This is a genomic window from Streptomyces sp. NPDC013157, assembly GCF_042899865.1.
GTDB lineage: Bacteria > Actinomycetota > Actinomycetes > Streptomycetales > Streptomycetaceae > Streptomyces.
Genome location: NZ_JBIBAK010000023.1, coordinates 26,975 through 53,407 on the forward strand (window position 1 = coordinate 26,975; position 26,433 = coordinate 53,407).

The window sequence follows — 26,433 nt, forward strand, 5'->3', positions numbered from 1 at the left end:
GGGTGGCTAGCGTCGATAAGGTAGTCGAACAGCTTAACTTTCTGATCAAGGCGTCTGATAACTACATCAAGGACGATAGTTGGTCGTTGGGAGGTAGTACGGAATCCGATCCTATTGTTCTCAGTAACCGGCTTGAAGCCGCGATTGAGCGAGCTGCGCGGCCGGGCTCTATTTATATGAAGCAGCTTCAAGCTGCTCGCGGTAAAGTTCAGCCTTATCGGCTCAGAGAATTGCGTATCGTCGCACTGGGACTGCGCGACGACCTAACCGCCGGATGGGTCGAATCGGTCCTGGAGCTGGTGCACGCCGATACCTACCGCGACTACCTGGAGATGGCTGAAGGGTTGCTCGACAAGGGCTATAAGGACGCGGCGGCGGTCATCACGGGAACGTCCCTCGAAGTCCACGTGCGTGCCCTCTGCGTGAAGAATGGAGTGACCACCACGGTGGCAGGCAAGCCGAAGAAGGCCGACACCATGAATGCCGACCTCAAGAAGGCCGGCGTCTATGACGGGTTGCAGCAGAAAGAGGTCACCGCCTGGATGGACCTCCGGAACAAGGCGGCGCATGGCAACTACGCCGACTACGACCGCGACCAGGTCCGACGACTCATCGATGGCGTTGAGGCCTTCATGAGGAAGTATCCGGCATAGGCAGCACGGCTGTGGCACGCGACCTCTGGGTCCCGAGGGTTGAGGGACATTTGGCGGTCGGCCGTAGCAGACGCACGGTTACCCGTTGAGGCTGGGCTTCTCTCCGATCGCTGTTCCCGGCTTTCGGTACTCCTCAGGCAAACGGATCGTGCGAAGTCGCATCTGCTGAGCCCGGAGGCGCATTCCGATGTCGTCCGTCAGGACGCTGGCCCTGGCATCAGGCAGAAGCTGGTCAATTTCGGCTGCGCAGTCCAAAATTGCTAGGTCTGCGTCGCCATCTCGTCTGGGGCTGTGATTTTCTGGCCAAATCTCAAGGGTTGCTTGATCCTTTCTGATTTCTACCGGTACTCCACTGTCACGATTGCTCAAAACTCGGTCCAGATAGCGAATCGCAGTGGCTGCCTTTCGCGCGAGATCTCCTTGTCCGTACTTCTGTCGATCCAGTTCATCGATTACTTTCATGGGGATCACCAGTCGTACCAGTCGAGGTTTGATCCCGCACTGTCTGAGGACAGTTGGCCAGACGATACCACCCGGTTGCTGCCAGTGGTTAAGCATGTTTGTATCGTAGACAATGGGCATTCCTGGATGCATCGACAACGCTTGCAGTTTTAGAAGCTGAATATAGACGGTTTCCATGGCGGCAAGCTGGGCCTTGACCTCACGTTGGACCACGCGCGGCCCTTCTCGCAGGAATCCGCCATCCATGGAGACGGCGTGCCAATAGGTGGTTGAGTGAAGCCCTCCCGCTAGGTCCGGCTCGGCGAAAGCCCACGATAGTCGAGAATACGTGGAATCAACCGCGCTAAAGTATGCATCGAACACCGACCCTCCGTTTAGGATGTTCTGCCACGCGGTTTGAGTCTCATGGAGGACACGCATGGCCTCAGAGATCAGTACACCGTTTCTCAGCCGCATAAATGCAATGTTCTCAGACGGCGAGCCTGCGTGTTCCGGATTTTGTCCCACTCGGGAACTGAAGCAGCGCGGTCGGGGGCACGACGTTGGCCGGGAGCTGCTTTGGCGCGAGTGATCACGGCCCCGTGAGTTTCCGGCGCATCGGGCAGTCTCGCACGGCCCACAGACAGCCCGGGATGAATCACCGCGGATACGGGCCTGCGCCTGGCTGACGACGGATGCCCCCAGCGGGCTCGCCCAAGCCTCAGCCGACGACAGCCAGCCACGACGGCGGGCGCGCCGACCGGCCAGGCGGGCGTACGTCTCGCTGTACCCCCACCGGCCTCCACCACACTGTCAGTACCGTCGACCAGAGCAAGCCACGACGGCCGGCACGTGATCACGGTGCCTGAGCCCTCGGCTTGGGAAGCTGCGAGCATTTGGGTGCGGTTCGGTTACTGACCTGGGCGAACGGTCGGGCCGGAGCGTCGTCGGCCCCACTGGCCTTCACCGTGATTCCCCGCTGTTCCCCGCTCGATCTGGTGCGCTTGTGGTGCAGGCCGTACGGCGTCGGTACCACGCTCGGGGGCGTGTTGTCAGTGGGCATGGCGAACGTCTCAGACGCGCGGTCGGCTTCCGAGGCGTCCAGCTCTGTAGTGCAGGTGCATCCCCGGCTTTGTTGGGGGTGGCCCGGGTACAGCCCGGGACCTAACCAACGGTCGGGCTTCGTCGATGGCTAAGGAGAGACCTGCCAGCGTCGGCTGCGCATCGAGCAGCCCGCTGTGAAAGCAGACGCACGCTTTCCAACTGTGCGTGTGACCGTTCAGAGACGTTCGCGAGGGTCCAAACGCCAGTTGAGAGGGGGTGCGCGTACGGCAGCGAACGATGGCGGCCGTGGGCGCACTGGACAAAGACCAGAACAACGAGCGCCCCCAATGCGCCTGGTCAGCCACGTGGTTGTGCATCGCAGCTATCCCTAGTTGTCAGTGCCTGCTACTAACCTGATGCTGACTGACTTCTAGGGGGAACAGTGTCGACCGTTCGTGCGAGTCGCAAGATCGAGAGGGCGGGCGTCAACGCGCTTCGTGCGCTTCTTGAGGAGCACGAGCACATCGTTCAGGAGATCGACGGCGGAAACGATCATGGCGAGGACATGATCGTAAACTTCACGCGCGGCGGTAAGCGGACGCCGTATTGGATCGCCATTCAGGTAAAGAGCGGCAAAAAGTACAAGCGAGTGAATGGTTATGCCATTCCCGTTGAAGATCACTTCGACGATTGGAGACAGAGCCGCATTCCAATTCTCGGTGTCGTGTGCGACATGAAGAAGCGGGAGTTATTTTGGGTTAACCTCACGGATCGGCTGAAGTCCGTGACGGAAAGTCCCGGATGGGTTCAAATAGCGAATAGCTGCCCGCTGAACTCGGGAACGATCGAGAACTTCTTCACGGAAGTTGCTACATATGCCGGTGACGCGAGAATGCGTATCCGTGCGGCGACTGAAGAAGAAGCGCTCAGTGAAGCGGTGCGTGCAAGGCAGGGACTCGACCCATCGACTGCCCCGAACCTCATGTTTGAGGGGCTCGCGGACATTGCGCTAAAGTATGAAGAACGCCTAAGGGTGATCCGTAGAAACCTCGTCGCAGCTCTGCCGATGATGATTCTAGTAATTATCATGCTATGGGCATGGCCCTACCAAATCCGTTTCGTTGAAGGTTCGATTTTCACGCCCGCATGGATGTGGGTTTCCAACCTCTACCTGTTCATGTCCATCATGGCCATGGTCATTTTCTTTGAGCTCAGGGTGGGTCGATTTCCCATTGAGACCGGAAAATGGTTGTGGTTGATCGCTGGCAACTTCTTTTGGCTGCCAGTAATGGACCCGGATGGGGATAGCGGGTGGTGGGGGACATTCTGGATTGCTGCTGGCGTGTTCGTTCCTTCCTTCGGTCTGAAACTCTTGTTTGTCACGTTTATTCGCTTTGCGATGGATCGCATCAAGAAGAGGCGTGCGCTGGAAATGGGGTAGGCGCGCTGCTCATGCGGCGAAACCCAACCTGGGTTGTGCGTCAGTGTTCGCCACCGATCGTGTTCGCGGGTGCCCTTCCCGCAGCCAAGAGGTGCGAGCTGGCAGCCAGCAATTCCGGGTACGGCTCCGCCATGCGGGCCGCGTCCATGGCAGATGCGATCAGTTCATCCGTGGGGCCTTCGCCAGGTTGCTGCTCGGCTGCCTTGACCAACGATCACGCCGGGCCCTCGATGCCGAAAACCTGCACATCGGTGAGGCTGGAGGCCACCAACTCTGAGACCAATTCCTCAACGCGGTGGAAGTAGGACAAGGTGAACCCTCGTACGCCGTCATAGACGGATGTCTCAAGAATCTCGGAGACAGAGTCCCGGATTCGCTCGATGTGCAGGTGGGCGTATGTCACGTGCACGAACAGCGACGCGTACCGGTTGATGGCCGCTGCTGCGACCAGACCGCCCGGCTTCACCACACGACGTGCCTCCGCCAGTGCGGTACGCCGGTCCTCCGAGTCCGGCAATTGGCAGAGCGGCCCCAGGAGCTGCACGACGTCGTTCTCGCTCAGGTCTCGGCATCCCCCACAACCGCAGGGCACACGGCTGAAGCGTGGTCGACGTGCCGCGGCACCGGGTCCACCAGCGTCACGTCGTAGCCGTCCTTCACCAGATCGGTGAATAGCGACATGGCCCCATGGCCTCGCCATGGTTAGCTGATCTAGCTGGGGGCCATGATCCGCAAGGGCGGGGGAGCGGCCACCCGGCAGGGGTGATGTGGCATCCGCGCGGCACGGCCTCGAACACGACGAACGGCCAGCCCGGAGGAAACCCCTCCTGATCTGGCCCTTAAGTCTGCGCCCCCGGCAGGATTCCAACCTGCGACACCCGCTTTAGGAGTTCGATCGCAGCGCGGTGCGGCGTGCCGGAACAGGGCGCACGGATCGCTCCCGGATCCGGCGCCAGCTGCCGCCGTGTGCCATCGTCCGCCGCCGTTGATGTCAGTTGGTGATGTCAGACCGACGAACGGTCTATGCGCTGACGGGCAACTCTCGTGCACGCTGCCGGGCTTGGGACCTCAGTTCCTTGAGGCGGCTGTGGAACGGGTTGTGGCGGTTCTGGTCGAGGTTCAGCGGCAGGTCGAGTTGAGAGATGAGCTCTGACTCCAGGGTCCACGGTTCGTCGTGCTCGATCCAGCACACCCGGGCGTTCTCCGCCATCCACTGACTGAGAACTGCTTCCCCGGCCTTGCCGAAGGTCATGCGTGTCCCGCTCCTGCCTACTCGACGCAGCTCGATCCCGAGCAGGCAACCGAGCGTGAGGCGAAGCGTCGATCCGGCCGCGTTGCCTCGGTAGTGGTACCGAACGCGCCTGCGCAGGTTCTGTGTGCTGGTCCGGTTCGCCATGTACCGCGGGGCTATCCCGACGTAGAGCAGGTACCCGGCCGCGAGGTCTGCAGTGGGAGCCTTCTCGAAGTACCACCCGTAGACCCCGGCCGCCGCCGGCACCGGGCTGGGACGCAACAAGACCTCCTGCGCGGACCACAGCCGATCCGGTTCGGTGAGAGCGGCACGGGCCACGAAGCCTCCAAGGTCAGCCAAGCGCTGTCTGCCGCAGGCTACTGCCTGGCTGCGTCAGCCCTGGCAGATACCGAACACCGCCCGCTGCCTGAACCTCTGCCCGGGGATGGCTGGCCGCGAACCCGCTAGGAAGCGGTGTCTTAGGGATCGGCTACGTTGCACGGATGACTGACACGGATCCGCTCGTGCCGGCGCTCACCGGCTTGCTCGTTGACATCGTTTGGTGGCTGGACAGCTGCGAGGGCGAGGAAGTGGATCCGGACTCCGCGGTGAAGATGATGGAGAACGTGGGTTGGGTGCTGCTGCAGCTGCCCTCAGACCAACGGGAACGACTCCTGCAGGCGCTCGCAGACTTGGCCGAAGCGGAGCAAGATCCGGCACGGCGCGAGTTCCTGGAGTCATTTCCCGTCGCCTTCGGCATCGTCGAGGACGAGGAGAGCTGACCCAAGTCTGGCTGCTGGGAGCCAGTTCAGCCACAACTGACGCGTGGCGGCCGTGACCTGCGGCCGCCTGACCGACCATCGCTCTGACCTGCTGCCGAGCTGTCGGCAGTTGTCGACGTTGGTCACCGCTGAGCGTCCTTCCACGGCCCGAGGACGGCCCGGGGAGGGCGCTCGGCCGTAAAGGCCTCAAGCATGAGCAGGTACTGGCTTCCCATCGTGCGCGCCTGGCGACGGCCCTGCCAGTCGTGTTCGGGGTCATGGCAGAGCGATTGGTCCTTGCAGCTTTAATGACACGCATGAGTGAAGGGATGTACACCCTTGCGGGTGCCGTCGTTGGAGGCCTCATCGGTGTCCTGGGAACCATAGGCGCTGCGCGCATCACAGGACGAGACCAAAGGCGAAACCAGCACGAGCAATGGCGCCGTCAGCTGCGTAGGGATGCATACAGTCTGTTCCTTGTCCGCGCTGGAGCGGCGCTCCGCGCAGCCAACATGGCCCATGAAGCTGCGCGCACAGACGCTAGTGACGTCTTCCAGCGTTTCGATGAGCTGAAGGCTGCAAGTGGACAGCTGGAAGAGGCGGCAACCTTGGTGACGTTGGAGGGACCGGAAACCATCGCGGACGCTGCCATGAATGCCTACTTCCGTGTCGATGCTTGGAAGAACGCTTTGCGTGCAGCGCATAGCGGTCCCCTTGAGCTTCGAGACGCGGCCTGGGACAGGGCTTTGCAGGCGAACGGCGACTCTGAGCGATGCGTCGAAGGGTTCGCCCCACTGTGCCGCGAGCTGCTCGATCAGAGCTAGGCAAAGGCAGATCCGCAGTTCGTCACTTGAAAGAACACCCCATCTTGCCTGACGTCTAGCCTCGGGTGTTAACCCGTTTGGTCCGGGTGCTGTGACCTGGGGTTTCGCCGTTGGCCACACTGACCCACCTGTCACTGTCGGTCGCTGTCGCGTGCCCTCGGGGAGCCTCGGACGGCCCAGGGGGCAGCCGTCACGCGCCCACCCTGACCAGGTGGTGGTGGCCACATCATTCGAGCGGGACGGGAGCGACCGGGAGCTGCTCGCTGTAGAGCCAGGTGAAGGTCCGGTCGGGTTCGAGGTGCGCCTCTCCCCAGTGGATGACGTGGATGCCGCCCTCTATGTCAGAGGTGAAGAACACGCAGACAAGCTTCGTGGAGGCACCTAGCTCCTCGAAGGTCTCGTGCAGATCCAGGTACTCGTCCGTCGTCAGGTCGTCGTCGATCTCGAACAACCCCTCGGGCGACTGCGGTCCGTGTGCCGAGAACAGCCGTCGGCGGGTAGGTGAAGCGTTGGAGGGCAGTCGAGCACGATCAAGAGACCTCGGCCGATCCGCGTACCTATACGGGAAGAGGGCGTACTCATTGATCACCGCGTACTCGTACCCGCGCACGTCACGCACGGGCTCGCCCAGCTCCCGCGCCACATCCGCCAAGTTCTCGCGCACGGCTTCCGCGAGCGTGACCCCGTAGGGACTCCGCTTCTTCAGCCCTGCTGTGAGATGCGTGGCGTGGGCCTTCGCATGCGCCTTGGCCAGTTGTACTGGAACTGCAGCGGCAAGCGCGCCGGCACGTAGCCCGAACCGATCAATTACCCAGGCCGACGGTGCTCCCGGATCGCCACCCGACACGGACATGCAGCGCCCCCCTCCGCCCGACTATCCCATCCCTCTCAACTGTGTGACACGTACACGAAGGGCACACAAGGGGGCGATCCGGCCACGGCGTGAACGAACCGCCTCTTCCCCGCCCGGAAAGTTCTCAGATTTGGCCACCGATGTCCGAACTGCTGGGCTACGATCAGGCCTTGACAAAGGGTCAGACCGGGGCGTTCGAGGCAAGGCGTCGTGACACGCATATTTGAGACACAGAATTCTGCAGCCTGCATAAAGCTTTTGGGCGCCCAGAGGCGACTATATTCCGACGCGAAGAATATATGCAATTTCAGGGTATCTCTTGTCTTCTGCTCCAGCATTCTCAGCATTTTGGCCGCATCGGTTTTTCCTGATGCTCGTTTGTACATAGGTGCTGGATCAGCTTTCATGGGCTTCGGAGTCAGCCTCCTCGGATCAGCCAGAGAGAAGAGAAAAGCACGGGAAGCCTCATCCGTGCAGGAGCTTTTTGACGTTACGGTTTTCGAACTACCGTGGAACGATGTCCTCTCGGAACGGCCATCCAGCACCGTCATAAATGAGGCAGCTCTTAGGTATACGAAGAACGATCTGCAAGACTGGTATACGGACACTCAATCCGTTCCGCGTCCACTCGATGTGCTGATATGTCAGCACAGTAACCTGGGGTGGTCCATTTCTGCCCACCGCGCTTGGGCGGCTACGATCGCTGGCCTCACATTGTGCCTTATCTGCTTCACTACGGCACTTTCACTGCTGCTAAACGCTTCACTCGCGGGCGCAATTGTTGGCTTCTACCTTCCTCTCCTCCCCTCGGCGAAAGAAGCGGTGGAGATTTGGCGAGCCAATATGGATAGTCTGCACACGAAGCAAAAGGCCGAGGCTAAGGCTCTTGCCATATGGCGTCGCGCTACAGAGCAAGAGGATAAGCCAAGCGTCAGCGACTGCCGACAGCTGCAAGACTTCATTTTGATAAGCAGGCAAAGTAACGCACCGATTCCTGACTGGTTTTATGAGAGGCGTAAGAAGCGAAGCCAGAAGACTACGAATATGTCCGTCGAAGATTTCGTGCAAGAAGCCCGCGACGCCGGCCTGACCTAGGGTGCGACGTGAAGGATTTGGGAGGCGAATTGGTATGGCCAAGACTGTGGATCAAGCGTTCTCTGAGCTGATCTCCAATCTCACCCCTACGCCGACGCAATTTACGGCCGCTAGTAAACATCGTCAGGAAATTGAATCCTGCTTGAACTCCAGGCTCGGAATTTTCCGCCTCTTTGAGACCGGATCTTTGAGACATGGCACCGGAGTCCGAAATCACAGCGATTCGGACTTTATGGTTAGTCTGAAGGGAGATCGCCCTTCTTCTGACACCGCACTGGCAAGAGTCAAATCAGCGCTGTCTGCTCGGTACCCCCTCACCCCGGTAAGAGTCTCCAGGCCCGCCGTTGTTTGCAAATTCTGGAATGGAGATGTTGAGGTCACCCCTGCTTATTTGAGGTCGACGGGTGAATATTTTTCTTACTGGATCCCGGCACCGGGTGGCGACTGGATCATTTCTTCCCCTGACGCCCACAATAAGTATGTGACAGAGATCAATACGAGGCCGGGCATCACGGGCTCCGCAAAGCATATGGCTCGCCTCTTGAAAGGATGGAAATACTTCAACGACGTTCCCGTTTCGTCGTTCTACCTTGAGATGCGGGCTGCGGAATACATTTCACGGCAGTCCACCGTAGTCTGGGTGTACGACCTGTGTTATTTGTTCGAGGAATTGCAGTCGCAGGGTCTCGCCGCCATGAACGACCCAAAGAGGGTCTCTGGACGGATCAATCCATGCAGCTCGGATTACTCCAAAGGAGTATCTCTTAGTAAGATAGAAAGTGCCGCTAAACGTGCCCGGCGGGCCCTTGAGGCTTACAAAAACGAGAGACCCGCCGACGCATTCAGTGCGCTTAACTTTCTCTTCAATGGTAAGTTTCCAAGCCGATGGTGATCGCCTAGCTGCGTAACTAGGTCGGTGGAACGGCTTTGGGCTGGAGCTGCTTTGGGGCGAGTGATCATGGCCCCGTAAGCTTCCGGCGAGTCGGGCAGTCTGTGGACCTGCCCGTTAAAGCACGACGTTGGGGCCATGATCTTAGAGGCTCGCCCCAAAGTGGCTGCCTAAAGCCGTGGAGCCGACCGCCCCAGCCACAGAGGGTTTCTCCCCCTTCATGCCCGCAGTCGCGAGCGCGCCGCCTGGCGCGGCCAGCCGGGGCGAAGACAGAGGCAGGCCGCGCAGGGGCGGCGCGCGCCCGCGCCGTGCGCGGGCCTTGATCACGTGAAGAAAGTCTGAGCCACCAGAGGTCTGGCTACAGCTTGAACGACAACTCCAACTCGTCGCCTGGTAGGTGGAACTCCTCCAGGGCCAAGGGCTTGTCTGCCGCCGTGAGTGTCACGCGCAGGACATGCAGGAGGGGCACCCCATCCGTGAGTCGGAGGGCCTGGGCCTGGTCTGGCAGAGGCATGCGGGTGCGGACGTACTCCGTGAAGTGGAGTTCGTGGCCCAGATCGGTGAGGGCGGCGTAGAGCTCCGGGGCCGGCGGTGGGGGTTCCTCCTCGTACTTGGTGTCGATGAGGACCGAGAACGGCACGTACGTCCGGTGGAGTTGGCGGAGATGGCCGTTGTCGGCCGTCTGTAGGGCGTCGTACGTGAACATTGGCTCGCCCGGCGGGATGCGGAGCAGGTCCGCCAGGGCCAACGGGGCGTCGGTGCGGGTGGCTACCGGCGGCTCGGCGTCGGTCCAGCGGATGCCGTCGGCTTCGATGTAGCGGCCGTCCGAGGCTCGGCGTACGCCGCGTGGGCGGGTGAGGCCAGGGCGGCTGTGGGGGGAGCGGGCGAAGGTACCGCGGCCCATGATGGCCTCGACGAGACCGGATGCCCTCAGCTCGGCCAGCCCCTGGCGGACTGTGGGGCGCGTCACGCCGAACTGTTTCGCCAATGCCTCCTCGGACGGGAGTGGTTGGCCGGCCGGGAAGGTGCCGTGCAGGATGCCATCGCGCAGGTAGTCGGCGATTTGCCGGTACTTCGGCTGCGTGTTCTTCGGCGGCATGCGGGCCCTCCGTGGCGGTGGCTTCTGCGGCTGTCCGTCGCCGTGGACGGCTTGCCCACGATCGTGGGCAGTTTCTCGTATCGCTAGGTCGGTTGACAACCCGTACTACGGGTCGGCAATCTGGTCTGCGTCACCCGTACTACGGGTGGTCTAGCAACCCGCAGGATCAGCTTGCGGGTGCCAGAGACGAGGAGAGACGAACAGTGGCAAGCCTTCCGATCGACACCGCGAAGTTCACGGGGATCATCTGCGCCGTGCCCCCGGCTCCGCGGGTCGCCAACCGAGAGACCGGTCAGTTGCGGGTCGACCGTGAGACCGGCAAAACCATGTACCAGGTCGGCCTGTGCCTGATGGCCGGGGCGTCGGCCGACGTCGTGAACGTGAGCGTGGCCGGTGAGCCGACCGGTGTGCAGCTCGGCATGCCGGTGGCCGTGCGGGATCTGGTCGCCACGCCGTGGGAGAACGATGGGCGGCACGGGATCGCGTTCCGTGCGGCGGAGATCCGGCCCCTGAGCGCTCCCGCTCCGGCGGGCAAGGGGGCCGGGCAGTGATGAAACTGGCCTCCACCACCACATCGGCCGGTGCGACCGGGCCGAGTTGGGTGCTGTTGGTGGCCGCAGTGCTGGTGTCGGGCCTGCTTCTGGTGGGCCCGGCCCTGCGCCGCCGTCATCCCGTCGCCTGGTGGCTGTTACTCGGCTTTCCGGTCGCCGCCTTCCGGGTCGTGCGGACCTGGCGGCCGCTGATGGCCGGGTGCGGGCTCGCTGTGAGCCGGCGACCGGCGCTTACGGTCGTCTCCGGGCTCGTCGGCAACGGCGCACCTCCGCCACAGCCGCGTGTGCCGCACCGCGGTCTCATACGGCCGACTGCCGGCGGCTTCGTGTTGCTGGTCCGGCTGTTACCAGGGCAGGTGCCCGAGGACTTCGTCAAGGCGGCACCGGCCATGGCGGAGGACTGGCAGGTGCACGCGGTGCGGGTGACCTCCTGGAAGCCGGGGGTCGTACGGGTCGTCGCGTCGGCGTCCGATCCGTTGGCTGCTCCGCGGGTGCCGAAGCAGCGAGGCTCTGGCCATCTGCTCCGGGTGGCCGTGGGCGTGCTGGAGACCGGGGCCTCGTGGGTGGTCGACCTGCGGCGCGTGCCGCACTGGCTGATCGTGGGGGCCACCCGTTCCGGCAAGTCGACACTGATCAACGCGCTCGTGGCGGGTCTCGCCCCGCAGCATGTCGCCTTGGTCGGGATCGACTGCAAGGGCGGCATGGAGCTGTCCCTCTACGAGCCGCGGTTGTCCGCCCTCGCGACCAACCGTGAACAAGCGGTCAGGCTGCTGGCTGCGCTCGTTGATCTGACCCTCGACCGCATGAGCATGTGCCGGGCGGCACGGGTGCGAAACGTCTGGGGTCTGCCGGACAAGGAACGTCCCGTACCCGTCGTCGTGATCGTCGACGAGATCGCGGAACTGTTCCTCGTCGCGAGCCGCAGCGAGAAGGACGAAGCGCAGGCGGCCGGTACGGCGCTCATCCGGCTGGCCCAACTCGGCGCCGCACTGGGGGTGTTCCTCGTCGTCGCCGGCCAACGCGTCGGTTCCGATCTGGGGCCCGGGGTCACCGCTCTGCGGGCGCAGCTCGGCGGCCGGGTCTGTCACCGCGTGGCTGATCCCGGAACAGCCGAAATGGCGCTCGGCGACCTCAACCCCGATGCGCTGAAGGCGGCGCAGGCCATCACACCGGAACAGGCCGGTACTGCCGTCCTCGCTTCCGGCGACGGCTGGGAACGGGCCCGCTCGCACCTGGTCACCGAGGCGGAGGCGGAAGCCGTCGCCGCAGAGTACGCGCACCTGACCCCTGTCCTGTCCGAACTGCACGTCGAAGCGCCGTGAAAGGGGCCTGCCGTGCTGGTGTCCATGTCCGCCGTTCTCCTGCTGGGCCTGCTGATCTGGTTCCTGCTGCGCATCCGGTACCTGCGGTGGGCCGACGCGCTGCTCTGCGGAGCCTTCGGCTTCCTGCTCTCCAAGACCGTGGCCGCGCCGTTCGCTCAGGCCTTCCTCGACGGCGTGAACGGCTTCCTCAGTCAACTCCGCTTCTGAAAGCACCTGTTGAGAAGAGAAAGGGACTTCCTGTGTCCGAGTACGTCATCCGCTTCGGCGACCGGGCCGCGTTCATCGCCGGCCTTCGGGAGCTGGCGGACTTCCTGACCGCCAACCCCGCTGTCCTCGTCCCGCGCAACGCGTCCTTCGGGGTCTTCGTCGACGCGTCCGACGCCGTAGCTCGCCGGGAGGGCGCGGAGCATGTCGCCGCGTCCCTCGGCGTGCCCGTCGAGGACATCGGCGAGGGCTACTACGACGCACGCCGTGACTTCGGCCCGATTGCCTACAGCGTCATCGCGATCCCGCCCAAGGAACGGCAGTGATCGCCCCTACGACGGGCTCCCGACGGGGCGCGAAGTCGCCAAACCCGACCCCGTCAGGAACCCACTCCATCCGCCACGTGAGCAGTGAAAGGAGCACTCACACTTTGTCCACTGCGCATCATTCGCGCAAATCTCCGCTGCCCGACTGCGACCTCAGGGGAGACGGTCCCGAGGTCTCGACCTGCGAGGGACCCGAACGCGTCGTCCTCGTCGGGCTCGACCACACCGAGCAGCACCTGTGCCCGGCGCACGCTGCCGCGGTCTGGCTCACGGATCCGACGTTCCGGTTCAGCGCCAAGACTCGGCCGGAGGCAATCTCGGCCGTGATGCGGCACGCGTTCGGTGGGGGCGGTGGTCGACGATGACCACGACCCTCGTACCGGGTGGTGCTGCCGCCCTGGTCGCCAGGGCCTCGGAACCCGAGTTCGCCGCCTGGCGCCGGAACATCGTCCGCCTCGGCGGTTGCACCAACCCGATTCACCTCGTCGGCACGGCGACCGTCTTCGACACGACCACGGGCGCGGCTCTGCACTCGTACGGGTCGGACGTCTATGGCGGTCGCCTGCTCACCGCATGCGGCAACCGGCGGGCGACGGTGTGCCCGGCCTGCTCGGCGCTGTACCGGGCGGACACGTACCAACTGGTTCGAGCCGGACTCGTCGGCGGCAAGAACGTCACGGAGGCGGTGAGCGGGTACCCGCGCGTGTTCGCCACGCTCACCGCTCCCGGCTTCGGGCCGGTCCACACCCGGCGGGAACACGATGGGCTCGTACGGGCCTGTCGTCCCCGCCGGCCGGGGGAGTGCTGCCCGCACGGGCGGCCGGTCGGATGCCGTACACGCCACGCGGCCGACGATCCTCGCCTCGGTGAACCGCTCTGCCCGCGCTGCTACGACTACGCGGGCGCCGTTCTCTGGCACGCCTACGCCGGTCGGCTCTGGCATCGGTTCGGGCTGGAGCTGCGGCGGGAGGTCGCCCGGCGGGCCGGGCTGTCGCGTACGGAGTTCGGGGAGGTCGCCCGACTCTCGTACGCGAAGGTCGCCGAGTATCAGCGGCGGGGCCTGGTCCACTTCCATGGTGTGATCCGCCTCGACGGACCGGACGGGCCCGACTCACCTCCGCCGGGCTGGGCGACTACGGCACTGCTGGCGGAGGCCGTTCCGGTGGTGGCTGGTCGGGTGCGGCTTACGGCCCCGGGTGTGGACATCGTCGGTCCGCGGGAGCTGCGATTCGGCGGGCAGGTCGACGTACGGCCCGTCACTTCGTACCGACGGGACGCGGGGGAGCGGCCAGCCTCTGCCGGGGCCGTCGCGGGCTACATCGCCAAGTACGCGACGAAGGGAGCGGAAACCGCTGGCGCGGTGGACGGCCGGATCTACGACGCGCGGGACATGGTCATGCTGCCCATCCGGGCGCACGTGCTGCGCATGATCGGCACGTGTTGGTGGCTGGGCGGCCTGCCGCAGTTTGAGCCGCTCGGGCTTCGGCGCTGGGCCCACATGCTCGGGTATGGCGGCCACTTCTCCAGCAAGTCACGCCGCTACTCGACCACGTTGACCGCTCTTCGGCAGGCCCGTGCCGACCACCGTGCGGAGCAGCAGCGAGCATCCCTCGGTCTGACTGACGTCACGACCGTCACGGTTGGCCAGTGGCGTTATGCGGGGCGCGGCTACTCACCGGCGGGGGAGCTCCTGGCCGCCTCGGTGCGGGAGAGCGGTGGTCTTCATGGGGCGTGACAGCCGTGCGAAGACGGCCGAACTGCTCACCGTTCGGCAGGTGCTCGACGAACTGGGCGGCATCTCCCGGCGCACCTTCTACCGCTGGCGGGAACTGCGCATCGCCCCCGCCTGCATCCGGCTGCCGAACGGGGAGCTCCGCGTCCGGCGGGACGTGCTGAACGACTGGTTGGAGGAGCGGGCGGAGGGGGCTGCGCCGTGAAGTCGTACAAGGTCTCCGTCTGGAAGATCTCCGTCAACAAGACCACCAAGAAACCGACCTATCTCGTGCGCTGGGTCGTCGGCGGCCAGCCGTTCAGCGAGTCGTACAAGACCAAGACGTTGGCTGACCGCTTCCGCGCGAAGCTGGTGGGCGCGCTCGACAAGGGCGAGCCCTTCGACACGGTGACCGGTCTGCCCGATTCGCTGCGTGGTGGCAAAGCTGCCCTGTCGTTCCTCGACCTGGCGGTCAAGTACGTGCACGCCCGTTGGGCGGAGGCGTCCGCTAAGCAGCGGGACAGTGTGACGGATGCACTGGCGACGGTCGTTCCCGTCCTCGTGAAGGCGGGACGGGGGCGGCCTGCTCCTGAGGTGTTGCGGCGGGCCCTGCGCTCGTACGTGCTGCCCGTACCCCGTAGGGAGCGGGAGCGGCCGGAGGAGATCGCCGCCGCCGTGCGGTGGATCGAGAAGGCGTCACTTCCGGTGGGAGAGCTGCAAGAGATCGCTCGGGTTCATGAGCTGATCGACGTACTGGGCCGGAGGCTGGACGGCAAGCCTGCGGCGACCCAGACGTACCGGAGGCGGCGTGCGGTGGTCTTCAACATGCTTGAGTACGCCGTCGAACTCGAACACCTGCCGTCCAACCCGCTGAGCCGCGTCCGGCGCAAGCGGGGGAAACGGGCTGTGCAGGAAGTCGACCGCCGCGTGGTGGTCAACCCTCGGCAGGCTCGGGAGCTGCTGGCCGCGCTCACGTACGTGGGTGGCTACGACCGGGCGAGCGGTCGACGGCTGCGGGCGTTCTTCGGCTGCCTGTACTACGCGGCCATGCGGCCAGGGGAGGCACTGGGGCTACGACGTTCCGACTGCACGCTTCCAGCATCTGGGTGGGGCCGTATTGAGCTGACGGAGACTCGCCCGACGGCGGGCAAGGCGTGGACGGACTCCGGGGAGGCGCACGATCGGCGCGGGCTCAAGCAACGGGCCCACGGTGAGGTGCGCATCGTCCCGATTCCGCTCCCCTGGTGCGTCTGCTCCGGGATCACCTGAAGGAGTTCGGGACGGCGAAGGACGGCCGGCTGTTCTCCAGCGAGCGGGGGAACGTGATCGCTGCCTCGACGTACTCCCGTGCCTGGAAACAGGCTCGGGAACTGGCGCTCGTCCCCGATCAGGTCTCCTCGGTTCTGGCCTTCCGGCCCTACGACCTTCGGCACGCGGGTGTGTCCCAGTGGCTCAACTCCGGCGTTCCGGCGCCGGAGGTCGCCGCCCGCGCTGGCCACTCGGTCGACGTCCTTCTGAAGATCTACGCCAAGTGCATCGACGGCCAGGAGCAGGAGATGAACGACCGGATCATGCAGGGCCTGGGGGAGGGGGACGACCTCACGAACTGACACAACGACATGACCGCCGAATGGGTGCCCCGGACTGCCTATAGTCCGGGGCTCTGGCCTGTCCACATGTGGGCGGCCAATCGCCTGTAATGGTCGGCTGGCTAAGCTCCCGGCCATGGCGAACGATCTTGGCTTCACGTGTTCATGCTGCGGGGAGTTCCACGCGGAAATTCCGATGAGCTACTCGACCATGGCCCCTGATGTCTGGCACCCGAGCTTCGCGGACGATCCCGACAGCATGCTCTCCTCGGACCAGTGCGTCATCAAAGGCCAGCACTACTTCATCAGGGGCCTGATCGAGATACCGGTGATCGGCGGGGAAGACCTCTTCTCCTGGGGCGTCTGGGTCTCCCTGAGCCGTAACAGCTTCGCCCGAGCCCTGGACATGTGGAACACCCCCGGACGCGAAGCTGAGGAGCCGTACTTCGGCTGGCTGACCACCGAGCTCAAGCTGTACTCACGCAGCACGCTCAACCTGAAGACGCACGCCCACACCCGTCCGGTCGGTCAACGTCCCTTCATCGAGCTGGAACCCACCGAACATCCTCTCGCCGTCGAGCAGCGCACCGGCATCACGCAGGACCGCATACGCGAGATCGCGGAGGCTGTCCTTCATCCCGGCGACAACGCTTGATCCGAGTCGCGTGACCGGTGCGCCCTGGGCCCACAGGACTACCCTGAGGGGTGCGCGGAACGCCCGCTGACCTGCCGCGAAGCCTTCCAAGATCAACACGCTATTACAACGTGATCACTGGCAAACGGCTGCTTTCGGCGGCATCCGCCTGCACAAACAACAAGACCCCGCACCCAGCAAATGCGCTGGCGGCGGGGTCTTTAGGCACCTCATGCGAAGTGCCCCCGGCAGGATTCGAACCTGCGCACACGGCTCCGGAGGCCGTTGCTCTATCCCCTGAGCTACGGGGGCGTCTGGCGTTGAGCTGTTGCTCGCGGCGACGGGTAGAACACTACCAGCTCGGTCGGGGTGATCAGGAACGGGTTTCCCCGGGGGTGCTCGCTCGCAGGGGGCGGAAGTCGGGAAAACCCGGACGCGGTGGCCGGTCCGGACCTACTCTCGAGTTGTGCCAGGGGCGTCGGGCCGGGTGCTTGTTGTGGACGACAACAAGGTCATCCGGCAGCTGATCAGGGTCAATCTCGAACTGGAGGGTATCGAGGTCGTGACCGCGGCCGACGGTGCCGAGTGTCTGGATGTCGTTCATCAGGTGCGTCCCGATGTGATCACCCTCGACGTCGTGATGCCTCGGCTCGACGGGCTGCGGACCGCCGCTCAGCTGCGTGCCGATCCGCGGACCCACGATCTTCCGCTCGCCATCGTCAGTGCCTGCACGCAGTACGAGGTCGAGACCGGCCTCGGTGTCGGCGTCGACGCGTTTCTCGCCAAGCCCTTCGAACCCGCTGAACTCGTCCAGTTGGTGCGGGAGCTGATCGAGCGGCGGCGAGGTGAGGGGGAGGGGGAGGATGCCCGGTTCTCCGGGGAGCGGGCCGGGGGCAACCCCGCCTATCCGTAACCCCCCCGCCACGCGGCACCCCCCCGCCACGTGGCACCCCCCGCCACGCGGCACCCCCCGCCTAGCGGCACCCACCGCCAAGCGGCGTCCACATACCGGACGGCCACCCAAACCTGCTCGCATACCCACCCCCTTCCTCCCCTACGCTTGTCCCGTGACTCCCGTCGAGCTCTCCCGTACCGTGCAGCGCGCCGTGCGCCGTGCCGTGGACGCGGGGGAGCTCTGCGTCACCGTGCCGGAGCGGGTCGTCGTCACGCCGCCCGGACCCGGCGGCTGCGGGGACTACGCGACCAACGTCGCGATGCAGCTCGCCGGGGCCGCCGGGCAGCCGCCGGTGCGGGTGGCCGAGATCCTGGTGCCCCACCTCGCGGACGCGACCGGCGTCGAGGACGTCGTCGTCACCGGGCCCGGGTTCCTCAACATCTCCCTCAGCTCCTCCTCGTCCGCGACCGCTGCGCTGGTCGGGGAGATCCGCAGCCGCGGGGCCGGCTACGGGCACGGCGACGCCCTCGCCGGGCAGGTGGTCGCGCTGCGGGTGCCGTACGACGTCCGGGCCGAGGTCGTCGCCGACGCGGTGGTCAGGATCGTCGCGACCCAGGGCGGGCGGGGTGAGGTCGAGCACGGGGAGCCGGTGAGCCTGCGGCCTGTGCCGGCGCCGGAGGACCCGGCGCCGCTCGGGCCCGACGCCGCCCAGTGGGCGCTGTTGTATCCGGCGGCGCACGACCGGCCCAGGATCACCGCCGATCATCTCGTGCAGCGGGAGAGCAACCCGCTGTTCCGGGTGCGGTACGCGCACGCCCGGGTGCGGGCCGTCGGGCGGGGTGCGGGGCGGCTCGGGTTCGGTGCCGTGCCCGGCGACGTTCCCGACGCCCCGGGCGGTCTCGTCACCGCCCTCGCCGACTACCCCCGCATCCTCACCGGCGCGGCCACCCACCGCGCCCCCGACCGGCTCGCCAGGCACCTCGTCACCGTCGCCGATGCCGCGCTGCCGTTCCTGCCGACCGTGCTGCCCCGTGGCGACGAGAAACCCTCGGCCGCCCACCGTGCCCGGCTCGCCCTCGCCGAAGCCGCCGGGACGGTGCTGGCCGGCGGCCTGTCCCTGCTCGGCATCGACGCACCCGATCACCTCTGAGAGAGCCCGAAGAGCAATGAGCCGTTCCGCGCACCCCGCCGGGCCCCGGCACGCCGACGTCCTGCCCGAGGGGCACTACGCCGCCCCGCCCACCGATCTCAACGCCCTCGACCCCAAGGTGTGGGCCCAGACCGTCGACCGGAACGCCGACGGCGTCGTCACCGTCGGCGGTGTCGACGTGAAGAACCTCGCCGAGGAGTTCGGCACTCCCGCCTATGTCCTCGACGAGGACGACTTCCGGGCCCGGGCGCGCGCCTGGCGCACCGCGTTCGGATCGGACGCCGACGTGTTCTACGCCGGGAAGGCGTTCCTGTCCCGGGCCGTCGTGCGGTGGCTGCACGAGGAAGGGCTCAACCTGGACGTGTGCTCCGGCGGTGAGCTGGCCACCGCGCTGTCCGCGGGCATGCCCGCCGAGCGGATCGCCTTCCACGGCAACAACAAGTCGGAGGGGGAGATCCGGCGGGCCGTCGAGGCCGGGGTCGGGCGGATCGTCCTTGACTCCTTCCAGGAGATCGTGCGGGTCGCCCACATCGCGCGGGAACTCGGCACGCGGCAGCGCGTGCAGATTCGTATCACCGTGGGTGTCGAGGCGCATACGCACGAGTTCATCGCCACCGCCCACGAGGACCAGAAGTTCGGGATTCCGCTGGCCGGCGGGCAGGCCGCGGAGGCCGTGCGGCGGGCGCTGCAGCTCGACGGGCTGGAGCTCATCGGGATCCACTCGCACATCGGGTCGCAGATCTTCGACATGTCGGGGTTCGAGGTCGCCGCGCACCGCGTGGTCGGGCTGCTCAAGGACATCCGGGACGAGCACGGGGTCGAGCTGCCCGAGATCGACCTCGGCGGCGGGCTCGGGATCGCGTACACGAGTGACGACGACCCGCGCGAGCCGCACGAGATCGCCAAGGCGCTCACCGAGATCGTGACCCGGGAGTGCGAGGCCGCCAGGCTGCGGACGCCCCGGATCTCCGTGGAGCCGGGGCGGGCCATCGTCGGCCCCACCGCCTTCACCCTCTACGAGGTCGGCACCATCAAGCCGCTCGACAACCTCCGCACCTACGTCTCCGTCGACGGCGGCATGTCCGACAACATCCGCACCGCGCTGTACGACGCCGAGTACAGCGTCGCCCTCGTGTCGCGGACGAGCGACGCCGAGCCGATGCTCGCCCGCGTCGTCGGCAAGCACTGCGAGAGCGGGGACATCGTGGTGAAGGACGCGTTCCTGCCGGGCGATCTGGCACCCGGTGACCTCATCGCCGTACCGGCCACCGGTGCCTACTGCCGGTCCATGGCCAGCAACTACAACCACGTGCTCCGGCCGCCCGTCGTCGCGGTGCGGGACGGCGCGGCCCGGGTGATCGTGCGGCGGGAGACGGAGGAGGACCTGCTCCGGCTCGACGTCGGATGACAGGTGGATGAGCAGGGGGATGGTGCGGGAGGAAGATCTCCTGTCGGCCATCGCCGCACAGTGAAATAGATGTCTCACGATCCGGACGAAGGGTAGAAACTCCCGTCCGGTGAGTGAGACTGGTCCAACCGTAGACGGTATGAGGAAACGAGGTCGGATGATGCGTACGCGTCCGCTGAAGGTGGCGCTGCTGGGCTGTGGGGTTGTCGGCTCAGAGGTGGCACGCATCATGACGACGCACGCGGACGACCTCGCCCAGCGGATCGGCGCCCCGATCGAGCTGGCCGGTGTCGCCGTACGGCGGCCCTCCAAGGTCCGTGAGGGCATCGACCCGGACCTGGTCACCACCGACGCGACCGCGCTCGTCAAACGCGGCGACATCGACGTCGTGGTGGAGGTCATCGGCGGGATCGAACCCGCCCGCACCCTCATCACCGCCGCCTTCGAGCACGGCGCGTCGGTCGTCTCCGCCAACAAGGCCCTGCTCGCCCAGGACGGCGCCGCCCTGCACGCGGTCGCCGAGCAGCACGGCAAGGACCTCTACTACGAGGCCGCCGTCGCCGGTGCCATCCCGCTGATCCGGCCGCTGCGCGAGTCCCTGGCCGGCGACAAGGTCAACCGGGTGCTCGGCATCGTCAACGGCACCACTAACTTCATCCTCGACAAGATGGACTCCACCGGGGCGGGTTACCAGGAGGCCCTCGACGAGGCGACCGCGCTGGGGTACGCCGAGGCCGACCCGACCGCCGACGTCGAGGGCTTCGACGCCGCCGCCAAGGCCGCCATCCTCGCCGGCATCGCCTTCCACTCCCGGGTGCGGCTCGACGACGTCTACCGCGAGGGCATGACGGAGGTCACCGCCGCCGACTTCGCCTCCGCCAAGAACATGGGCTGCACCATCAAGCTGCTCGCCATCTGCGAGCGCGCCGAGGACGGCGGCTCGGTGACGGCCCGCGTGCACCCCGCCATGATTCCGTTGACCCACCCGCTCGCCTCCGTGCGCGGCGCGTACAACGCCGTCTTCGTGGAGTCCGACGCGAGCGGGCAGCTGATGTTCTACGGTCCCGGCGCCGGCGGCGCCCCGACCGCCTCCGCGGTCCTCGGCGACCTCGTCGCCGTCTGCCGCAACCGGCTCAGCGGGGCAACGGGGCCCGGCGAGTCGGCGTACGCCGGTCTGCCCGTGTCGCCCATGGGCGATGTCGTCACGCGCTACCACATCAGCCTCGACGTCGCCGACAAACCGGGTGTTCTCGCCCAGGTCGCCACCGTCTTCGCCGAGCACGGGGTTTCCATCGACACGGTTCGGCAGACCGGCAAGGACGGCGAGGCCTCCCTCGTCGTCGTCACCCACCGGGCCTCCGACGCCTCCCTCTCCGGGACCGTCGAGGCGCTGCGCAAGCTCGACACCGTGCGGGGTGTCGCCAGCATCATGCGGGTTGAAGGAGAGTAACCAGCAATGACCCACCAGTGGCGCGGAATCATCGAGGAGTACCGGGACCGGCTGCCCGTCTCCGACACCACGCCGGTCGTGACGCTCCGTGAGGGCGGCACGCCCCTCGTGCCCGCGCAGGTGCTCTCCGAGCGCACGGGTTGCGAGGTCCACCTGAAGGTGGAGGGCGCGAACCCGACCGGGTCCTTCAAGGACCGCGGGATGACCATGGCCATCAGCAAGGCCAAGGAGGAGGGCGCGCAGGCTGTGATCTGCGCCTCCACCGGGAACACCTCCGCCTCCGCCGCCGCGTACGCCGTGCGCGCGGGCATGGTCTCCGCCGTGCTCGTCCCGCAGGGCAAGATCGCGCTCGGCAAGATGGGCCAGGCCCTCGTGCACGGCGCGAAGATCCTCCAGGTCGACGGCAACTTCGACGACTGCCTCACCCTCGCCCGCAAGCTGAGCGAGAACTACCCGGTGGCGCTGGTCAATTCGGTCAACCCGGTGCGCATCGAGGGCCAGAAGACGGCCTCCTTCGAGATCGTGGACATGCTCGGCGACGCGCCGGACGTCCACGTCCTGCCGGTCGGCAACGCCGGCAACATCACCGCGTACTGGAAGGGGTACAAGGAGTACGCCGCCGACGGCATCTCCACCCGGACGCCCCGCATGTGGGGTTTCCAGGCCTCCGGCAGCGCCCCGATCGTGCGCGGCGAGATCGTCAAGGACCCCTCGACCATCGCCACCGCGATCCGCATCGGCAACCCCGCCTCCTGGCAGTTCGCGCTCGCGGCCCGGGACGAGTCCGAGGGCCTCATCGACGAGGTGACGGACCGTGAGATCCTGCGCGCCTACCGGCTGTTGGCCGCTCAGGAGGGCGTCTTCGTGGAGCCCGCCTCCGCCGCCTCCGTCGCCGGTCTGCTCAAGGCCGCCGAGCAGGGCAAGGTCGACCCCGGCCAGCGCATCGTCTGCACGGTCACCGGCAACGGCCTGAAGGACCCCGACTGGGCCGTCGCCGGCGCCCCGCAGCCGGTCACTGTGCCGGTCGACGCGGCCGCCGCGGCCGAGCGGCTCGGGCTCGCCTAGAGCACGGCTCAAGGGGTACTCGAGAAACACTCGAGAAGCACTTGAGCAACCCCGGCCGGGCAACCGGCCGACACCCTGCGGCGTCCCGGACAGGGAACTCCCTACGGAGGGGGCACAGGGGGCTTACGACACGCATCGTGCGCCTCCTGTGCGCCCTATGTCGCCACAGAACCTTCCTTCGATAGGCTGTACCGAACCCGCCCGCTGCATATGCCTCCGCATATGGCGCGGTGCCGCGCCGTCTCCACGGCCCGAGGGTCCCCCCACGTACCTATCGAATGTCATTCGACCATCACGCAGCTCAAGGAGAGTCATCGAGCGATGGCCGGTCCAGCGTTCCGCGCCGCCGCCGTCCGGGTGCGCGTCCCCGCCACCAGCGCCAACATCGGCCCGGGCTTCGACGCCCTGGGCCTCGCGCTGGGGCTCTACGACGACGTCGTCGTCCGGGTGGCCGACTCAGGGCTGCACATCGACATCGCGGGGGAGGGCAGCGAGACGCTGCCGCGTGACGAGAGCCACCTTCTCGTGCGTTCCCTGCGCACTGCCTTCGACCTGCTGGGCGGACAGCCCCGCGGCCTGGAGATCGTGTGCGCCAACCGCATCCCGCACGGTCGCGGCCTCGGCTCCTCCTCCGCGGCCATCTGCGCCGGCATCGTCGCCGCGCGCGCCGTGACCATAGGCGGCGAGGCCCGGCTCGACGACGCGGCCCTGCTGGAGCTCGCGACCGAGATCGAGGGCCACCCCGACAACGTCGCGGCCTGCCTGCTCGGCGGCTTCACGCTCTCCTGGATGGAGTCCGGCGCCGCCCGGGCGATCAGGATGGAGCCCAGCGATTCCATCGTTCCGGTGGTTTTCGTGCCCGGGAAGCCGGTCCTCACCGAGACCGCGCGCGGACTGCTCCCGCGCACCGTGCCGCACGTCGACGCCGCCGCCAACGCGGGCCGTGCCGCCCTGCTCGTCGAGGCCCTCACCCGGCGCCCCGAGCTGCTGCTGCCCGCCACCGAGGACCGCCTGCACCAGGAGTACCGCGCCCCCGCGATGCCGGAGAGCGCCGCCCTGGTGGAGCGGCTGCGCGCCGACGGCATCCCGGCCGTGATCTCCGGCGCCGGACCCACCGTGATGGCGCTCGCCGACGCCGGCAGCGCCGAGAAGGTACAGGCCCTGGCGGGTGCGGGCTGGGCCGCCAACCGGCTGAACCTCGATGCCCAGGGAGCGTGCGTGCTGCCGCTCGCGCCCGCCAATGACACATCCAGTGACATGTGACGCGCACGATTGCCGGATTTGGAGAGGGGGAATGTTTGTTGGATCCGGTAGTGTTAACCTCAAGTCTGCACCCGACCCCACCATGGCGAGGTGCTTCGTGTCCCCGTCCGGGACAGACATTCTTCCGGGAGTCTCCCAAGCCATTCAGCGTTCTGTATGACGTACCTGGGCAGTACGCCGTACCCGGGCACTGAGAGGGCCGCTGGGCACGCTCCGGAACAGGTGCTACCACGCCACGTGACACCGGGTGTCACGGCTCGTCGGAAGCGCCGTCACCAGAAATTTCTTCCGCCGTTCCGGCGGACCACCGCCCCGGCACGGTCCACACAAGCAAGGACCGAAAGCCGGACAGCACAACCGGTCGCCGAGCCAGACAGGCCGACGTCCGCTCCAGGGAAGGACCCTTCGTGAGCGACACCACCGATCTGATGGGCGCACGTGTCGAGGAGACCGCTGCCGCGCCCGCCACGGACGCCTCCGCGCCTGCCTCCGGTGCCGGCTCCCGGCGGCGCCGCGGTACCGGCCTCGAGGGCATGGTGCTGGCCGAGCTTCAGCAGGTCGCATCCGGCCTCGGCATCAGGGGCACCGCGCGGATGCGCAAGAGCCAGCTGATCGAGGTCATCAAGGAGGCGCAGGCCGGAGGCGGAGCCCCCGCCAAGGCCGAGGCCGCCACCGAGACCAAGCCGAAGCGCCGGGCCACCTCCAAGGCCCGTACGGGTGACGAGGCCGCCGAGAAGAAGGCGGAGCAGGCCGCCGAGGCCCCCGCCGAGAAGGCCGTGGCCCAGCAGCAGATCGAGATCCCCGGCCAGCCGGCCGGCCGCGCGGGCGAGGCCGAGCGCGACGGGGACGACGCCCCGGCCGAGCGCCGCCGTCGCCGGGCCACCGCCGAGGCAGGCAGCCCCACCGCCACCGGCGCAGAGACCGTCGCCGCTGAGGCCAGGACCGAGCCGAAGGCCGAGACGCCCGCCCAGTCCCAGCAGCAGGGCGACGCCGGTGACGACGGCCGCGGCCGTCGCGACCGCCGTGAGCGCGGGCGTGACCGTGACCGGCGCAACAAGGGCGACGAGCAGCAGGGCGGCGGCCAGGGTGGCCGTCAGGACCGTTCCGACCGGCAGGACCGTTCCGACCGCCAGGACCGTCAGCAGCCGCAGCAGCAGGGCGGCGGCCGTCAGGACCGCAACGCCGGTCCGCAGGACGACGACGACTTCGGCGACGGCCGCCGTGGCCGCCGTGGCCGCTACCGCGACCGCCGTGGCCGCCGTGGCCGTGACGAGATCGGCGGCGCCGAGCCGCAGCTGGCCGAGGACGACGTCCTGATCCCCGTCGCGGGCATCCTCGACATCCTCGACAACTACGCGTTCATCCGGACCTCCGGCTACCTGCCCGGTCCGAACGACGTGTACGTCTCCCTCGCCCAGGTCCGCAAGAACGGCCTGCGCAAGGGCGACCACATCACCGGCGCGGTCCGCCAGCCCAAGGAAGGCGAGCGGCGCGAGAAGTTCAACGCGCTGGTCCGCCTGGACTCCGTCAACGGCATGGCGCCCGAACACGGCCGCGGCCGCCCGGAGTTCAACAAGCTGACCCCGCTCTACCCGCAGGACCGGCTCCGTCTGGAGACCGACCCGGGCGTGCTGACCACCCGCATCATCGACCTCGTGTCGCCGATCGGTAAGGGCCAGCGCGGTCTGATCGTGGCCCCGCCGAAGACCGGCAAGACCATGATCATGCAGGCGGTCGCCAACGCGATCACGCACAACAACCCCGAGTGCCACCTGATGGTCGTCCTCGTCGACGAGCGTCCGGAAGAGGTCACCGACATGCAGCGGTCGGTCAAGGGCGAGGTCATCTCCTCGACCTTCGACCGCCCGGCCGAGGACCACACCACGGTCGCCGAGCTCGCCATCGAGCGCGCCAAGCGCCTGGTGGAGCTGGGCCACGACGTCGTCGTGCTGCTCGACTCGATCACGCGTCTGGGCCGTGCGTACAACCTCGCGGCGCCGGCCTCCGGCCGCATCCTGTCCGGTGGTGTCGACTCGACGGCCCTGTACCCGCCGAAGCGGTTCTTCGGTGCGGCCCGCAACATCGAGGACGGCGGCTCGCTGACCATCCTCGCCACCGCCCTGGTGGACACCGGGTCCCGCATGGACGAGGTGATCTTCGAGGAGTTCAAGGGCACCGGCAACATGGAGCTCAAGCTCGACCGGAAGCTCGCCGACAAGCGGATCTTCCCGGCGGTGGACGTGGACGCGTCCGGCACCCGTAAGGAAGAGATCCTGCTCGGCAACGAGGAGCTGGCCGTCGTCTGGAAGCTGCGGCGCGTGCTGCACGCGCTGGACCAGCAGCAGGCGATCGAGCTGCTGCTCGACAAGATGAAGCAGACGAAGTCGAACGTCGAGTTCCTGATGCAGATTCAGAAGACGACGCCGACGCCGGGTAACGGCGACTGACGTTGTCGTCCGGCCGCGGGTAGTTCGTGGCTGGTCGCGCCCACGCGGCGGCAGCCGCAAATCAATGTGGTCCCGCGCCCCTGAAGG

The 26,433-nt window shown here is 66.6% G+C and carries 24 protein-coding genes, 1 tRNA gene and 2 pseudogenes; 21 read left to right on the forward strand and 6 right to left on the reverse strand.

Annotation, left to right across the window (positions count from 1 at the left end):
- Nucleotides 1-2 precede the first annotated feature (2 nt).
- The gene (locus tag ACFY6U_RS45865) at nt 3-653 is read left to right on the forward strand and encodes a hypothetical protein (protein WP_390048182.1); all 651 of its coding nucleotides are present in this window, start codon (nt 3-5) and stop codon (nt 651-653) included.
- A 78-nt stretch (nt 654-731) separates the two neighbouring features.
- On the opposite strand, the gene ACFY6U_RS45870 is transcribed toward ACFY6U_RS45865, so the two are convergent.
- On the reverse strand, nt 732-1,478 hold the full coding sequence (locus tag ACFY6U_RS45870) for a PIN domain-containing protein (RefSeq protein WP_390048184.1): 747 nt from the start codon (nt 1,476-1,478) through the stop codon (nt 732-734).
- 1,102 nt (nt 1,479-2,580) lie between these two features.
- Between ACFY6U_RS45870 and ACFY6U_RS45875 the strand changes: the two genes are divergently transcribed.
- Entirely contained in the window at nt 2,581-3,579 is a 999-nt protein-coding gene (locus ACFY6U_RS45875) for a DUF4365 domain-containing protein (protein WP_390048186.1), read from the forward strand.
- Nucleotides 3,580-3,619: 40 nt separating this feature from the next.
- On the opposite strand, the pseudogene ACFY6U_RS45880 reads toward ACFY6U_RS45875, so the two are convergent.
- Together ACFY6U_RS45880 and ACFY6U_RS45885 are read right to left on the reverse strand one after the other, a co-directional pair.
- Nucleotides 3,620-4,242, reverse strand: a pseudogene (locus tag ACFY6U_RS45880) (class I SAM-dependent methyltransferase); the annotation flags it as partial.
- Nucleotides 4,243-4,600: 358 nt separating this feature from the next.
- The gene (locus ACFY6U_RS45885) at nt 4,601-5,149 is read right to left on the reverse strand and encodes a GIY-YIG nuclease family protein (protein WP_390048188.1); all 549 of its coding nucleotides are present in this window, start codon (nt 5,147-5,149) and stop codon (nt 4,601-4,603) included.
- Nucleotides 5,150-5,313: 164 nt separating this feature from the next.
- Here ACFY6U_RS45885 and ACFY6U_RS45890 point away from each other — a divergent pair, with 164 nt between their 5' ends.
- Both ACFY6U_RS45890 and ACFY6U_RS45895 read left to right on the forward strand, forming a co-directional pair.
- Nucleotides 5,314-5,592, forward strand: a complete 279-nt coding sequence (locus tag ACFY6U_RS45890) for a hypothetical protein (RefSeq protein ID WP_390048190.1) — start codon at nt 5,314-5,316, stop codon at nt 5,590-5,592.
- Nucleotides 5,593-5,888: 296 nt separating this feature from the next.
- Nucleotides 5,889-6,395, forward strand: a complete 507-nt coding sequence (locus tag ACFY6U_RS45895; protein WP_390048191.1) for a hypothetical protein — start codon at nt 5,889-5,891, stop codon at nt 6,393-6,395.
- 226 nt (nt 6,396-6,621) lie between these two features.
- Here ACFY6U_RS45895 and ACFY6U_RS45900 read toward each other — a convergent pair whose 3' ends face one another.
- Nucleotides 6,622-7,248, reverse strand: coding sequence for a hypothetical protein (locus ACFY6U_RS45900; RefSeq protein WP_390048193.1), 627 nt, complete (start codon nt 7,246-7,248; stop codon nt 6,622-6,624).
- A 210-nt stretch (nt 7,249-7,458) separates the two neighbouring features.
- Between ACFY6U_RS45900 and ACFY6U_RS45905 the strand changes: the two genes are divergently transcribed.
- Entirely contained in the window at nt 7,459-8,343 is an 885-nt protein-coding gene (locus tag ACFY6U_RS45905; protein ID WP_390048195.1) for an S-4TM family putative pore-forming effector, read from the forward strand.
- Between the two features lie 34 nt (nt 8,344-8,377).
- The gene (locus tag ACFY6U_RS45910) at nt 8,378-9,235 is read left to right on the forward strand and encodes a nucleotidyltransferase (RefSeq protein WP_390048197.1); all 858 of its coding nucleotides are present in this window, start codon (nt 8,378-8,380) and stop codon (nt 9,233-9,235) included.
- A gap of 355 nt (nt 9,236-9,590) precedes the next feature.
- Here ACFY6U_RS45910 and ACFY6U_RS45915 read toward each other — a convergent pair whose 3' ends face one another.
- A complete protein-coding gene (locus ACFY6U_RS45915; protein ID WP_390048199.1) occupies nt 9,591-10,331 on the reverse strand; it encodes a GntR family transcriptional regulator in 741 nt (246 codons plus the stop codon).
- A 203-nt stretch (nt 10,332-10,534) separates the two neighbouring features.
- Here ACFY6U_RS45915 and ACFY6U_RS45920 point away from each other — a divergent pair, with 203 nt between their 5' ends.
- The 8 genes and pseudogenes from ACFY6U_RS45920 to ACFY6U_RS45955 all read left to right on the forward strand — a co-directional run bounded on the left by ACFY6U_RS45920 (nt 10,535) and on the right by ACFY6U_RS45955 (nt 16,689).
- Nucleotides 10,535-10,882 carry a hypothetical protein gene (locus tag ACFY6U_RS45920; protein WP_390048201.1) on the forward strand — a complete coding sequence of 116 codons (348 nt, stop codon included), beginning with the start codon at nt 10,535-10,537 and terminating at the stop codon, nt 10,880-10,882.
- Nucleotides 10,882-12,204: an FtsK/SpoIIIE domain-containing protein gene (locus ACFY6U_RS45925; protein WP_390048203.1), complete on the forward strand. Its 1,323-nt coding sequence runs from the start codon at nt 10,882-10,884 to the stop codon at nt 12,202-12,204. Before ACFY6U_RS45920 ends, ACFY6U_RS45925 begins: the two co-directional genes overlap by 1 nt.
- Nucleotides 12,205-12,216: 12 nt before the next feature.
- A complete protein-coding gene (locus ACFY6U_RS45930; RefSeq protein WP_390048205.1) occupies nt 12,217-12,411 on the forward strand; it encodes a hypothetical protein in 195 nt (64 codons plus the stop codon).
- Nucleotides 12,412-12,443: 32 nt separating this feature from the next.
- Nucleotides 12,444-12,734: a hypothetical protein gene (locus ACFY6U_RS45935; RefSeq protein WP_390048207.1), complete on the forward strand. Its 291-nt coding sequence runs from the start codon at nt 12,444-12,446 to the stop codon at nt 12,732-12,734.
- Between the two features lie 361 nt (nt 12,735-13,095).
- Complete coding sequence (locus ACFY6U_RS45940) at nt 13,096-14,469, forward strand: replication initiator (protein WP_390048209.1); 1,374 nt, start codon at nt 13,096-13,098, stop codon at nt 14,467-14,469.
- Nucleotides 14,459-14,671: a helix-turn-helix domain-containing protein gene (locus ACFY6U_RS45945; RefSeq protein WP_351321915.1), complete on the forward strand. Its 213-nt coding sequence runs from the start codon at nt 14,459-14,461 to the stop codon at nt 14,669-14,671. Before ACFY6U_RS45940 ends, ACFY6U_RS45945 begins: the two co-directional genes overlap by 11 nt.
- Nucleotides 14,668-16,055: pseudogene (locus ACFY6U_RS45950) on the forward strand (tyrosine-type recombinase/integrase). The gene ACFY6U_RS45945 and the pseudogene ACFY6U_RS45950 overlap by 4 nt, the downstream one beginning before the upstream one ends.
- Nucleotides 16,056-16,230: 175 nt before the next feature.
- The gene (locus ACFY6U_RS45955; protein WP_390048211.1) at nt 16,231-16,689 is read left to right on the forward strand and encodes a DUF2199 domain-containing protein; all 459 of its coding nucleotides are present in this window, start codon (nt 16,231-16,233) and stop codon (nt 16,687-16,689) included.
- A gap of 219 nt (nt 16,690-16,908) precedes the next feature.
- Here ACFY6U_RS45955 and ACFY6U_RS45960 read toward each other — a convergent pair.
- Nucleotides 16,909-16,980: transfer RNA gene (locus tag ACFY6U_RS45960), tRNA-Arg, on the reverse strand.
- Between the two features lie 154 nt (nt 16,981-17,134).
- Here ACFY6U_RS45960 and ACFY6U_RS45965 point away from each other — a divergent pair.
- From ACFY6U_RS45965 to rho, 7 genes are all read left to right on the forward strand, one after another.
- Entirely contained in the window at nt 17,135-17,581 is a 447-nt protein-coding gene (locus ACFY6U_RS45965; protein WP_390048213.1) for a response regulator, read from the forward strand.
- Between the two features lie 154 nt (nt 17,582-17,735).
- Nucleotides 17,736-18,713, forward strand: a complete 978-nt coding sequence (gene nrtL, locus ACFY6U_RS45970) for an ArgS-related anticodon-binding protein NrtL (RefSeq protein WP_390048215.1) — start codon at nt 17,736-17,738, stop codon at nt 18,711-18,713.
- 16 nt (nt 18,714-18,729) lie between these two features.
- Nucleotides 18,730-20,121, forward strand: a complete 1,392-nt coding sequence (gene lysA, locus ACFY6U_RS45975) for a diaminopimelate decarboxylase (RefSeq protein ID WP_390048217.1) — start codon at nt 18,730-18,732, stop codon at nt 20,119-20,121.
- A 157-nt stretch (nt 20,122-20,278) separates the two neighbouring features.
- Nucleotides 20,279-21,571, forward strand: coding sequence for a homoserine dehydrogenase (locus ACFY6U_RS45980; protein WP_294011045.1), 1,293 nt, complete (start codon nt 20,279-20,281; stop codon nt 21,569-21,571).
- A 6-nt stretch (nt 21,572-21,577) separates the two neighbouring features.
- Entirely contained in the window at nt 21,578-22,636 is a 1,059-nt protein-coding gene (gene thrC, locus ACFY6U_RS45985) for a threonine synthase (protein ID WP_390048219.1), read from the forward strand.
- Between the two features lie 321 nt (nt 22,637-22,957).
- Nucleotides 22,958-23,899, forward strand: a complete 942-nt coding sequence (gene thrB / locus ACFY6U_RS45990; RefSeq protein ID WP_351497104.1) for a homoserine kinase — start codon at nt 22,958-22,960, stop codon at nt 23,897-23,899.
- A gap of 407 nt (nt 23,900-24,306) precedes the next feature.
- Entirely contained in the window at nt 24,307-26,346 is a 2,040-nt protein-coding gene (gene rho / locus ACFY6U_RS45995; RefSeq protein WP_390048221.1) for a transcription termination factor Rho, read from the forward strand.
- The last annotated feature ends 87 nt before the right edge of the window (nt 26,347-26,433 follow it).